The following is a 13400-nucleotide window of genomic DNA, read 5'->3' on the forward strand; positions in this document are numbered from 1 at the left end:
CTGTTGCTCCTGTTGCTCCTGTTGCTCCTGTTGCTCCTGTTGCTCCTGTTGCTCCTGTTGCTCCTGTTGCTCCTGTTGCTCCTGTTGCTCCTGTTGCTCCTGTTGCTCCTGTTGCTCCTGTTGCTCCCGTTGGCCCTCCAGCCGGTCCTGTTGGCCCTGTTGGTCCTGGAGGTCCTGTTAATACAGGGGTTTGTATCACACTATCCAGCTTACTTTGTAACAACATCTGTGTTTTGAGTGCACTTTGTATCGTTTTATTAACACTTTCATTGACTGCTAAAATTTCATCTAGCGTAGCAGCTGGCGATAACCCAGACAATGTTCCAAGTGCATACTGAATTTTTTCTGCCTCCGCATTAATAATATGAGCTAAACCTAATTCTTCTAAAGCAATAGAAGCTAAAATTAAATTAATGGATTCCTCTCTAGTTAAAGAAATACTAGGCGTAATATTAGGTATGTTAGCTTGTGACATAGTTATATGCTCTCCTTTCTATTCGTGCTAAAATTTATAAACCTTAAAGATAAATCTACAACTTATATTATTCATAAAAAATTAAAATGGGATAAGCTATTAGCTGATTTTATTCGTATTTTTTTATATAAGGGGACCGCCCTATTACCATCAAAATAAGAAATTCATTGTTACCTAAAATGATAAAAATAAACTTCGGTATTAAAAGAAAAAAGTTCCCATTTAATAGTACTTTAAAATCTTAGTTTAATGGATACAAAGTGACCTATTCTCTTGACTTGATGGGCATGTAGCAAAACACCGTACATTTCTAAGTTAGTAGATGTAGCTTCATTTACAGCACTTCCTCCCGAGGTGAAAATTCGTAGTGCGGCAAATACTTCTCGCTTTGCCCAACTATTTGTAATGGATAGTCCCTTCTTCGCGAATTCATCATCTCAATATGAATTCACGTAAAGCAATTAGAAAAGACAAAGCAGACTATACAGCTACTAAATGAATAAAAGTATTTTTGGAGGAAAAGATGAAGTTAAATACTTAAAGAACGGAAAAAAGGAATGTTTATATTTCTTATCCTAATTTTAGCTTTGGTGATCGTAGGAATCAGTTATTGGAATATCTCACTAGCTCCAACAACTCCTGTTATTTTTTGAGTACATGGAGTGGATTTGTTACACCTATCTTTAGCGATTAAACTTTCAGTAGAAAGGAGGAACAAAGGAATATTTAACATTTTCCTCACATAAGAATTACAATTATAAATTCTAAAACGTCCATCTCTTTTATATCCGTACTTTAGGCACCTTTAATAAATAGATAAAAAGAATCATTAATCAGTATGATATTCATATCATCAGATAGTATAAGGGGGGTATAAACAAGTGAAATTTATTACAACTGATCGATTAGCTTTGAAGTGTATAGGAAATTCATTCGGTAAGGCATGCAAATTTTCATTACAACCAAATAGCTCTAACTATATTCTTCATGCAGAATTAATAGTGGTGGCTGACTCACCTCTTCACACGAATATAGAAATAAAGACATACGACCAGACACATACTATTCCACCTACAGACGAACAATATCATAAATATTCTTCAAGTTATGTGCGCACTATAAATGTTACTTCCCTTGTTCCATATAGTGGTGCTACTACTTTCGTAGTCGATTTTCCAAACTATAGTGATGAATATACATCAAAGCGAAATCCAATTTGGGGTTTAATAATCATTTACGGAGATTCAAATTTTCCTGTCCGTCATATTTCTCTTTTTATCAATGAACAAGCAGATTTATTTACATTCTCTCCTCTACTACTACCATCATTAGACCAAAATTCTGGTACCCTCTATTTATTTGGAGAAACGAAGCAGATATTATCTTCTATTCCATGCATAGCTTTCGGACCATCTATAAAACATGCGCCCTCCACCTACCCTCTAACTAGCACGCTGAACAAAACAAATAATTTACCCCATTCAATTTTAAATGAAGAGATTGATATTTCTTCAACATTACTTTCAGGGCAAACATCAGCCATACTCCACATACCGGCTGAACAAATGGATTCAATCAATTTGTTTGCAGTCGGACTACAAGTTAATGCGCCTGAACCAAAAATGACTATTGCTCATTCAGCAGATAAAGAACATACTTCGGTTGGTGACATTGTCACTTATACAACAGTCATCATAAATGACGGAACAACGACTGCAGAATGTATTCAATTTCGAACAGGCTTTCCAGATGGAACCGTACTTATCTCAGATAGTGTAACAGTAAATACCATGCCTGTTGCTGTAAATCCTAGCGAAGGGCTACTTCTAGGAAACTTGCCTATAAATGATACAATAACGATTGCTTATAAAATAAAAATCGCTCACAAACCTTCTCGAGATTTTATCCTTCATCAGCCTGTACTTGATTATCAGTTCACCCCTATAGAGAACACAATAAGAGTTGGTAACCAACCTAGTAATATTAGTACCGTATATATACATTCATAAAAGAGTCATAAATAATTATTATATTCTCGTATTAAACAGGCATAATTTCATATTCATCCTTTCTAACAAAAATAGAAATATCATTCACCATTTTTCATCCTTTCTTCCATTTCAAAGGTCAATCAATATGCAGCGCGTGTATATAGTAGGATCATATTTTCTCACTTCTTAATTTAAAACCAAACTTATTCTTGAATCCGTATTTGGGTTTCTTTATCCACCCCTTGAAAGGAGGAATAAGAAAAAGCATGGTAAAGAACCTTCTAAATAGGTTTTTTACCATGCTTTTAAAAATATACATTGAACTCACATCGTTAAGTTATATTGGCTATTGCAAAATATGTTTCGATTCTATATTTTAATAAAAAGAAAAATCTTGTAGTGTGAAGTGACTCCATCACCAGCAAGCTAAGGAAAGCAGATTCCCAGAACGAAAAAGCCGAACTCTCATAAATAACAGTGAAGAGGTAAAATTTCCGCTATGGGGATATCTCAAAACATTAGCTTGATGGGCACAGGGTGGTACCCCTTACTATTCTATATTCTAACCTTCTCTACCGCTTTTATTTGGCGATACTCCGGCTCCCAGATTGCTTCTTTCACTGCAATCTTAATATCGTTATCACTTAAGTTCTCCCTAGCAACACCTTCCGCAACGGCAACTTTCGCTACTTCAATTGCAACCCTTTCTGAGATATTACGTAACTCTTCAACTTCTGGCAAGATAGGTGCTCCTGGCTGACTTGTATCTACCATGCTTGCAACTGCTTCAGCAGCTGCTGCGAACATTCCATCCGTCATGACGCTTGCACGTACAACAATTGTACCAAGGCCTAGTCCTGGGAAAATAAGTGCGTTATTTGATTGCCCGATTACATACGTTACACCGTTGTATGTAACTGGTTCAAACGGACTTCCTGTTGCAACTAATGCTCTTCCTTCTGTCCACTCGATTAAATCAGCTGGTTTCGCTTCAGCAAGTGGCGTCGGATTCGACATCGGTAAAATGATTGGTCTTTCTACGTGAGAAGCCATTTCTTTAATAATCTCTTCTTTAAATGCGCCTGCAACAGTTGATGTACCAATTAAAATCGTCGGTTTTACATATTTCACAACTTCAGCAAGTCCGATTACATCATTTTCTTTCCACTCACTTACTTCCACTTCTTTTCTTGCATATGGAATTTGGAAATCAAGAAGATCTTCCATATTATCTGTAACTAACCCGTTACGATCAATACACCAAAAACGCTTATATGATTCTTCTTCTGATACGCCTACGCGGACCATCGCATCTCTAACTTGATCTGCGATACCGATTCCAGCCGTGCCAGCACCAAATACAACAACGCGGTGTTCACTTAACGGTACACCAGAAGCTTTTACTGCTGATAATACTGCCGCAAGTGAAACTGCACCTGTACCTTGAATATCATCATTAAACGTACAAATGTCATGACGATATTTATCTAAAATTTTTCGTGCGTTACGAGAACTGAAATCTTCCCAATGTAGAAGTGCTTTCGGGAATTGTTTATTTACCGCTTGAACAAATGTATCAATAAATTCATCGTAAGCTTCACCTGTTATACGAGGGTGACGATTTCCAATATAAAATGGATTGTTTAATAGTTCTTCACGATTTGTACCTACATCTAAAATTACCGGTAATACGCGGCTAGGATCGATTCCAACTGCGGCCGTATAAACAGCTAATTTTCCGATTGCGATGTTAATACCACCAACGCCCCAGTCACCAATTCCTAATATACCTTCTCCATCTGTTACAACGACTAAATCAATATTTTCTGCTGTTGCACCGATATTGGCAAATGCTTCTTCAATACCTGACGGATCGTTAATTGATAAATACACACCACGTGGTTTACGATATTCATGACTATATCTTTGAATTGCTACACCAACAGTTGGTGTATATACGATCGGTAACATTTCACGTAAATGATCTGTTAAAATACGATAAAATAATACTTCATTTCGATCATGTAACGCGGTTAAATATACGTTCTTTAATAAATCATCCGGCTGAGAACAAAATTGTTCGTATGCTCGGCGTGCTTGTTCTTCTAATGTTAAAACTGCTGGCGGTAATAACCCTTTTAAACCTAATTCTTCTCTCTCTTCTTGCGTGAAAGCGACCCCTTTATTTAAAAGTGGTGTTGATAATACTTCTACTCCTCTTAATGTCGTTTCTAATGAACCATTAGAAGCTACTGTAAACTTACTCATAACATCCCTACCTCTATTCATATATAGCATTTCTATATTGTAAACAAAAAAGAGGGGCTTGTCCCCCTCTTCTTTTAATTTTTCTTTAAAAGAGTTGCTCCAGCAATCCCTGGGTGTGTCATTTCGAATGGATCTAGAATTAACTCTAAATCTTCTTGTGACAATACACCATTTTTCACACAAAGTTCTCGAACGGATTGACCTGTTGCAATTGCTTCTTTCGCAACGCGAGCTGCTGCTTCATAACCGATATGAGGGTTCACGGCTGTAATAATTCCTACACTCTTCTCAACATACTCTTTTAAGCGATCTTCATTCGCTTCAATTCCTTTTAAGCAATTATCTGTAAAGGCACGGAAGCCATTGTTCATAATGCTAATAGATTGAAGTAAATTGAAAACAAGTACTGGTTCCATAACGTTTAATTCTAATTGTCCTGCTTCTGAAGCAAGGCAAATTGTATGGTCGTTACCAATTACTTGGAACGCAATTTGATTAATTACTTCTGGCATAACAGGATTTACTTTCCCTGGCATAATAGATGAACCTGGTTGACGAGCAGGTAGCATAATTTCCGCTAAACCAACACGTGGACCTGATGCCATTAAGCGAAGGTCATTCGCAATTTTAGACATATTCATCATACATACTTTAAGTGCTGCTGATACTTCAGTGTATGCATCCGTATTTTGCGTTGCATCTACTAGGTCTTCTGCACCAACAAGTGGTAGCTCACTAATTGCAGCTAAATGTTTTACAACTGCTTCAATATATTCTGGATCTGCATTTAAGCCTGTACCAACTGCAGTTGCCCCCATGTTCACTTCATATAAGTGTTGACGTGATTGCTGAATTCGTTTCGTATCACGTTCAAGTACGCGAGAGTACGCTTTAAATTCTTGTCCAAGACGAATTGGCACAGCGTCTTGTAAATGTGTACGACCCATTTTAATAACATGGTCGAACTGTTCTGCTTTTAATTCAAATACATCGTGCATATAACCCATCGTTTGTAATAAACCTTCTAACGCATTTAATGTTGCGATATGAATCGCCGTTGGGAATGCATCGTTTGTTGATTGCGCCATATTCACATGACTATTTGGACTAATATAATGATAGTCTCCCTTTTCCATTCCTAATAATTCAAGAGCACGATTGGCAATGACTTCATTTGCATTCATGTTCATTGAAGTACCTGCTCCGCCCTGGATTGGATCTACGATGAAATGATCGTGCCATTTCCCATCAAGAATTTCTTGAGCAGCTTCTGCGATCGCGCCGCCCTTGTTCAATTCCAATCTTCCTACATCTGTATTTGCAAGTGCAGCTGCTTTTTTTACAATTGCGAACGCTCTAATTAAACCTTCATGGATTTTGTATCCTGTAATTGGGAAGTTTTCTACTGCCCGCATAGTTTGTACGCCGTAGTACGCATAGTTTGGTACTTCTTTTTCACCTAAAAAATCTTTTTCAATTCGCACACCATTTTTAACTTCAGTTAATGTTGCCATGATTATTCACTCCTTAACGATTTCTTATGCTGCTTCTGTTTGTTTGACTGTTTCTACATATTGTTTTGCTTTCTCATTATCGAATTCGCCTTCCCACTTCGACATTACAATGGCCGCTAATGCATTTCCTAATACATTAACAGATGAGCGAATCATATCTAAAATGCGGTCAATTCCCGCAATTAACGCGATACCTTCTAGTGGTAACCCCATTGAACCTAACGTTGCTAGTACAACAACGAACGATGCACCTGGAACTCCCGCCATACCCTTGGATGTTAACATGAGAACGAATAGTAACGTTATTTGCTCTGTCAGTGACATGTGCACACCGTACATTTGGGCAACAAACAATGCCGCTAACGCTTGGTAAATAGCCGATCCAGTCAAGTTAAATGTATAACCTGTCGGAATTACGAAAGAGGCAACTGCCTTTGGACAACCGAACTCTTCCATTTTTCTCATTATATTAGGTAAAACAGCTTCTGAACTTGCTGTCGTAAATGAAAGAATAAGTTCTTCTTTTAAAATTTTCATTAATGTAAAAATGTTTACGCCAACCATTCGAGCATTAATACCTAATACAATCACAACGAATAGTATAACAGTTACGTATACAGCTAGCACTAGTTTTCCTAAAGGAAGTAGTGTTGCTACACCAAATTTTGCAACCGTAACAGCAATTAATGCGAATACACCAAATGGTGCAAATTTCATAACTTGATTTGTAACCCAAAACATCGCTTCGAGTACACCTTCAAAGAAGTTAAAGACAGGCTTTCCTTTTTCCCCAATTGCCGCAACTCCTAAACCGAATAGTACTGAGAAGAAAATAATCGGTAATAAGTCACCTTGTGCAATCGATTCAAATACGTTTTTCGGTACAATATGAACAATTGTCTCAGCAAAACCTTTCTTCTCTGTAGCATCTGCTGTTTGTTTATAAGAAGAAATATCGCTTTGCTGTAAGTTATTCATATCAACGCCATTACCTGGCTGGAATATATTTGCCGCAAGTAATCCCATTAAAATAGCAATTGTCGTAATAATTTCGAAATAAAGAATTGTCTTACCGCCCAGTTTCCCAAGCTTCTTCATATCTCCTACACCAGCTACCGCAACAATTAATGCTGAAATAACAATCGGCACTACAATCATTTTAATTAAGTGAATAAATATATCCCCAATTGGTGTGATATAAGAAATTGCCGTTTTATTACCGTAAAAGATTGCCCCTACTACAATCCCTAAAACAAGCGCGACAAAAATTTGTGTTGCCAATCCGAATTTTTTCATTTATGTTCATCCCCTTCTTGCGAACGCTTTCATTTCGTATTTATAAAAGCTTACTCACACATCATATAGGGGAACCTACAAAATCATACAAAAACCTACAAGTTCGTCACAAAAAATTCAAAAATTTTTCTTTTCTTTTTCATTGACACCATTTTATCAAAAAACCGATAAAATATACTTGATAAGTAATCAGATTGTTTTGTATAATCAAAAAGATATATACTTACAACAAATCAAAATGAAAAGGAGTGGATGGTATGAAAAATTATGTACAGAAATTTGTTCTATCTTCTTCTTTTCTTTTTCATTTTCTTAAAAAGGAACAAGGGCATTCGCCTTTGTTCCTTTTTTATTGCGATCTATATAGGGGGAATGGTTATGAAACCATATAAACGAGTCTTAATTAAACTAAGCGGTGGCGCACTTGCCGATCAAACCGGAAATAGTTTTAACTCCAAACGATTAGAACATATCGCAAACGAAATTTTATCCATTGTTGATTTAGGTATCGAGGTGTCCATCGTAATCGGTGGCGGTAATATTTTCAGAGGTCATTTAGCTGAAGAATGGGGAATCGATCGTGTAGAAGCTGATAATATCGGTACACTAGGAACAATTATTAATAGTTTAATGCTTCGCGGTGTTTTAACTAGTAAAACAGAAAGAGAAATACGTGTTATGACATCCATTCCATTTAACGCAGTAGCCGAACCATACATTCGCCTACGTGCAGTCCACCATTTAGATAACGGTTATATCGTTATTTTTGGAGGCGGGAACGGGCAACCATTCGTTACGACAGATTATCCAAGTGTCCAAAGAGCAATTGAAATGAATAGTGATGCTATATTAGTCGCAAAACAAGGAGTAGATGGCGTCTTTACTAGTGATCCAAAACATAATAAATCAGCGAAAATGTACAAAAAACTAAACTATAACGACATTGTTAGGCAAAACATACAAGTAATGGATCAAGCCGCTTTATTACTTGCCCGTGATTATAATTTACCAGCACATGTCTTTAACTTTGATGAGCCTGGAGTAATGAAAAGAATTTGCTTAGGTGAGCATGTGGGGACATTGATTAATGATGATGCTTCACTGCTTGTGCATGAAAAATAGTTATTTCCACCAAAAAAGGTGTCTATAAAAGACACCTTTTCTTCCTTAATTCTCATAAATAAAAATCAAATACCCCCGCCAATTTCTCCTTACACCGCTCCCAAAAAGATAAATTCTCAAAAAACGTTTTCTTCATTTCTTTCGAATCGCGAAAATCCTCTGTTAACGCCTTATTCACTTCTGATACGATAGTCCCACCATGAATATACAAATTCATCTCATCATTAATATAAAAGCTACGTGCAGTTATGTTCGTTGTACCGATAACAGTTAGTTCATTATCAATTAACATTAACTTCCCATGAAACATCCCTTTTTTATAACCATATACCATAATCCCGTTATTAACAGCTTGACGTATGTACGGATATGCTGCTTCTTTAATGAGAGGAATATCCGGTTTATATGACCAAAGTATTTTTACTGTAACGCCACGTTTTTGTGCTCCAATTAAAGCACTCATTAACTCTTTATTTTTCGCTATAAAATAAGGTGTTGTAATGACAATTGAATGCTTCGCTTCTTTTATTAATTCTATATATTTTTCAGCGACATGATGCCCATTGTAGCTAACGATTGTATGTAATGTATTCCCTTTACTCGCTTTATTCGTACTTCTCTTTATATGTTCTTTCGTATCCCGCTTCCAATCTAAAGCGAACTGCTCTTCTAAATCTTTTGCTCCTTCTCCTCTTATCCTTACATGATAGTCACGCCAATATCCAAATCGCTTATCTTTTCCTAAGTACTCATCTCCTATATTAAAACCACCTGTATATCCAATCTCCCCATCAACCGTTGTAATACGGCGATGATTACGATGGTGAAGTGAATAAAATCCGAATGGCAATTCAGGGTTTCTACTATATGTAAAATGTACACCACTTTCCCGCAATTCATTTTTCATATTTCTTTCAAATGATAAATCATTAATGCGATCAACTGATAAATAGACGTTTACTCCTTCTTTCGCCTTCTCTTTTAATAAGTTTAAAAAAGTATGGCTACTTTTATCATCCGACAAAATAAAAAAATATGTGTAAATAGATTGTTTCGCTTCTTTTATATCAGTAAATAACTGTTTATAAAATGACTTCCCTTCTACATATAATTGAAAGTCACTATAATGAGGAGCGTACTCTGTCGGCATGTTTTTACCAGCTTCCATTTCCCTACCTAAAGTAACATCAATATGCATCCAAATGAATATAAAAATGAAAATAGCCATAATAATAGAAGTAACTCGCAATATTTTTTTTATCATTTTGATTTCCTTCCGCTCGTTTTCTTTCCACCTTTCTATTTTGTCATTCAAATTTAGATTTCATGCTTCATACAAAAAAGGATGTGACTTAACGTCACACCCTTGTTATATTAAACAAAGTTCCTCGCATCATTATTTCTTCCAAACTTATAAATCGCAATTAAGAAGAAGGCAATTGCAAAAGCAAATAAAATTAAAATGTTTAAATACAACTCCGAGAACGGTATTCCTTGTTGTAGCTTTGATACTGTATCTAACAACCAGCGCTGCGGAAGAAAATTAGCTACTTTTTGCACTGCTTTTGGCATAATGTCATACGGGAAATAACATCCAGCAAGTAAACATGTTGGTACTATCACTAGATTTTGCAATGCATTTGAAGCAGTTGAACTTTTTGAAAAAGACACAATGACTAATGATAAACCAATTGCAATTAAAGCGAATATCATAAGCACACCAATCATTACTATGAAAGGCATATTAATATTTGTATGAAAAACATTCGTCATAAAGAATACTGCAATTATAATTTGCAATGTTAATATCATCATATTTACTGCGACATTAGATAATATAAATTTCTTTCCGTCAATTGGTGTTGATAATAATCTAAAATACGTTCTGTTCTCTTTTTCTTTTAAAATAAATCCTGATAAGTTCACTGCTGAAAACAGCATAAACATAATAAGATAACCCATCGTTTGGTTTGTCATATCCTTATTTTTCGAAGTATCTTCTAGCGTCTCCGTTTTCATATTAAATGCACTTTTTTGATACCCTGCGTACATATTATCAAATGCACTTTGATCTGTTCCTGCCACTTTACTAATCGCTGCTACATTATCAATATAGTTGTATACATATGATTTTATAAATCCTGTTACTTGATCACCTTTAATCGATGAAATTTCAATATGATCTGGTTTCCCTTCTCGAACACTTTTTGAAAAACCAGAATCTAATGTAATAACTCCATCAAGTTTTTTGGAAGTAAGTTTATCTTCTACTTCAGACTCCTTAACCTTACTCACATTCACATGATTTAATCCTTCTAAAAACTTTATCGTATCGTTTGCTATCGACTCATTTTCTTTATTTACAATCCCGATATTTAACGTTCCTTGCCCTGCATTTCCGTATATCGAAAAAGAGATAAGCGTTCCGATTATTGGTAAACTAATAATAATGAATAACCCTTTTTTATTTTTCAAAAGTACAGATAACGTTTTTTGTATGAGCCATAAAATATCTTTCATACTATAGCCCCTCCCGTCTACGTAATGCAATAATTGCAATTAATAAAAAGAGTGCTGATATTCCAAGGTTTAAAGAAATGACTGGTAGCGCTGCCCCTACATCATTCGCATAAATAATTTTCATAACAGCTGTATTTGCCCACGTTAATGGTGATAAATTCGTAACGAAATTTTCTTCTACTACGAAATATGCACCACCAAAAATAGAAGCTAATTGCACTACTACCATAATAATTGCTCTTGATGATTCAGCTGTTTTCGTAATATATCCGATTCCTAAACCGAAGCTAATTGCTAGAAAGACTTGTGTTAATAAAATAATAAATATGATTCCAAAATGATCGCCCCAATTCGCTTGAAAAACAAATTTACTAAATAACATAACGAGTAATATGCACAGGGCATTTGCTACTAGACTACCAAGTACTTTTCCAATGAATATTTCAGCCTTACTTATTGGTGCAGCAATGAGACGATCTCCTGTTTTACGTATTCGTTCTCTTCGAATTAAAGAACTCGCTCCCATTGCAGCATATAGTGCAATCATCGTTGTCATTACAACCGCATAGTAATCCATAGAACCGGGCTTTTTCGCGGCTTGTAAAGATGTTTCTTTTATATAATCATTATGATTTCCGTTTGAAATAACTGTGCTCACCTTAGTAGGATCTACTTTTGCAACTTCTGCCGCTACGTTGTACTTATCAACAAATGTTGTAAGCATGCCTTCCACAATGCTTCCCTCAATACTACTTTTGTCACTTCCGTAAGTTTTTGCACCATCTTTATTTAATTCTACATAAGCAGCAAATTTATTTTGCTTCACCGCTTCCTTCCCATCTATACCTTCAGAAGCTTTTTTAAAATGAATACCCGATTTATCAACTTCTTTCGCAAATGCTTCAAATGCTTGAGAAAACGTGCTACTTGCTTCATCCTTATATAGCACTTGTATATCTTTAATCGAATGACTATCACTATTAAATGCGTTTGTTAATGCTGTTCCTAGTACAAGCATAAGCACAATTGGAAATGCTAACATAAAAACTAAAGTTCTTACGTCCCTGAAATCTCTTTTAATATGCATAATTGCAATATTGAAGATGTTCAATTGATGAACCTCCCTTTACCTTTTCTTCATTTACCGTTTATTTATCTCGTAAGTTTCTACCAGTCAACGTGAGGAATACTGTTTCTAAGTTTGGAGCCTGCTCCTCTAACGAACGGATTTCAATGTCATGATTGATGAAGTGCTGAATAATTTTATTTAAATTATTTAATCCTGCATCCGAGTTTACTTTAATTACGTTCTCTTCAATTTGAACAGCTTTCACTCCATTTATCTCTTTTAACTGTTCTATATCTAAATTTTCTACTGACTTCACTTCAATCCAAATATCTTTCGTATCGGTAATAATTGCTTTTAACTGCTCTTTCGTTCCTTCTGCAATCACTTTACCGTGATCTACTATCGCTATTTTCGTACAAATCTCTTCTACCTCTTCCATGTAGTGACTCGTATAAATAATTGTACTTCCCATTTCATTTAATTTTCGAACAGACTGAAGAATATAGTTTCTTGACTGTGGATCAATTCCAACTGTCGGCTCATCCATAATAATTAACTTCGGTCTATGTGCAATCGCACAAGCGATATTCAGTCTTCGTTTCATCCCACCAGAAAAGTTTTTCGGGTAACTTTTATATTTATCGCTAAGCCCCACAAATTGAAGTGCTTCCTCTACTCTCGCTTTTAGCTCAGCTCCTCTTAATCCGTACAACCCAGCAAAGAATTTCACATTTTCATAGGCAGTTAACTCTTCATAAATCGCAATATCTTGTGGAACAATACCGATATTCATTTTCGCAAATCGATTATGTTTCTTTATATTTTTTCCTAGTATGCTAATTTCACCTTCATTACTTCTTAACAAACCAGCAATCATATTTATCGTTGTACTCTTACCAGCACCATTTGATCCTAAAAAGCCAAATATTTCCCCTTCTTTAATCGATAAAGACATATTATCAACTGCGATGAAATCACCAAATTTTTTCGTTAAATTTTTAATTTCTAATGTATTCATCATTTTCACCCCTATTTCGGTTTCTCTGCTATTAGTATAAACAAAAAGAATGAACCTGCTCAGTGCAGAAATTCATTCTTTTCACATGAGAATATTCACTTTTTTCATATGAGATGGTTCATCCTCG

10 protein-coding genes are annotated in these 13400 nt (G+C 35.6%); 2 read left to right on the forward strand and 8 right to left on the reverse strand.

Annotated features, from left to right (window positions below; translation table 11 throughout):
* The coding region (locus tag CO726_RS32185; RefSeq protein ID WP_483860602.1) for an alpha-helical endospore appendage domain-containing protein at positions 1-475 on the reverse strand (475 nt) is incomplete at its 3' end.
* Positions 476-1356: 881 nt separating this feature from the next.
* On the opposite strand from CO726_RS32185, the gene CO726_RS26845 reads away from it, so the two are divergent.
* Positions 1357-2484: a DUF11 domain-containing protein gene (locus CO726_RS26845; RefSeq protein ID WP_099686272.1), complete on the forward strand. Its 1128-nt coding sequence runs from the start codon at positions 1357-1359 to the stop codon at positions 2482-2484.
* Between the two features lie 537 nt (positions 2485-3021).
* On the opposite strand, the gene malS is transcribed toward CO726_RS26845, so the two are convergent.
* The 3 genes from malS to CO726_RS26860 all read right to left on the reverse strand — a co-directional run bounded on the left by malS (position 3022) and on the right by CO726_RS26860 (position 7544).
* Entirely contained in the window at positions 3022-4734 is a 1713-nt protein-coding gene (gene malS, locus CO726_RS26850) for an oxaloacetate-decarboxylating malate dehydrogenase (RefSeq protein WP_136699868.1), read from the reverse strand.
* 74 nt (positions 4735-4808) lie between these two features.
* Positions 4809-6248, reverse strand: coding sequence for an aspartate ammonia-lyase (aspA, locus tag CO726_RS26855; protein ID WP_099686273.1), 1440 nt, complete (start codon positions 6246-6248; stop codon positions 4809-4811).
* A gap of 24 nt (positions 6249-6272) precedes the next feature.
* Complete coding sequence (locus CO726_RS26860) at positions 6273-7544, reverse strand: cation:dicarboxylate symporter family transporter (protein ID WP_099686274.1); 1272 nt, start codon at positions 7542-7544, stop codon at positions 6273-6275.
* A 378-nt stretch (positions 7545-7922) separates the two neighbouring features.
* On the opposite strand from CO726_RS26860, the gene pyrH reads away from it, so the two are divergent.
* The gene (gene pyrH, locus CO726_RS26865; RefSeq protein WP_099686275.1) at positions 7923-8666 is read left to right on the forward strand and encodes a UMP kinase; all 744 of its coding nucleotides are present in this window, start codon (positions 7923-7925) and stop codon (positions 8664-8666) included.
* 52 nt (positions 8667-8718) lie between these two features.
* Here the strand turns inward: pyrH and cls are convergent, their stop codons facing one another.
* The 4 genes from cls to CO726_RS26885 all read right to left on the reverse strand — a co-directional run bounded on the left by cls (position 8719) and on the right by CO726_RS26885 (position 13273).
* A complete protein-coding gene (cls, locus tag CO726_RS26870) occupies positions 8719-9930 on the reverse strand; it encodes a cardiolipin synthase (RefSeq protein ID WP_136699869.1) in 1212 nt (403 codons plus the stop codon).
* Positions 9931-10040: 110 nt separating this feature from the next.
* Positions 10041-11186 carry an ABC transporter permease gene (locus tag CO726_RS26875; protein ID WP_099686276.1) on the reverse strand — a complete coding sequence of 382 codons (1146 nt, stop codon included), beginning with the start codon at positions 11184-11186 and terminating at the stop codon, positions 10041-10043.
* Position 11187: 1 nt separating this feature from the next.
* Positions 11188-12297, reverse strand: a complete 1110-nt coding sequence (locus tag CO726_RS26880) for an ABC transporter permease (protein WP_099686277.1) — start codon at positions 12295-12297, stop codon at positions 11188-11190.
* Between the two features lie 37 nt (positions 12298-12334).
* Complete coding sequence (locus CO726_RS26885) at positions 12335-13273, reverse strand: ABC transporter ATP-binding protein (RefSeq protein ID WP_099686278.1); 939 nt, start codon at positions 13271-13273, stop codon at positions 12335-12337.
* Positions 13274-13400 lie beyond the last annotated feature (127 nt).

The sequence above is a fragment of the Bacillus fungorum genome, assembly GCF_002746455.1.
Classification (GTDB): domain Bacteria; phylum Bacillota; class Bacilli; order Bacillales; family Bacillaceae_G; genus Bacillus_A; species Bacillus_A fungorum.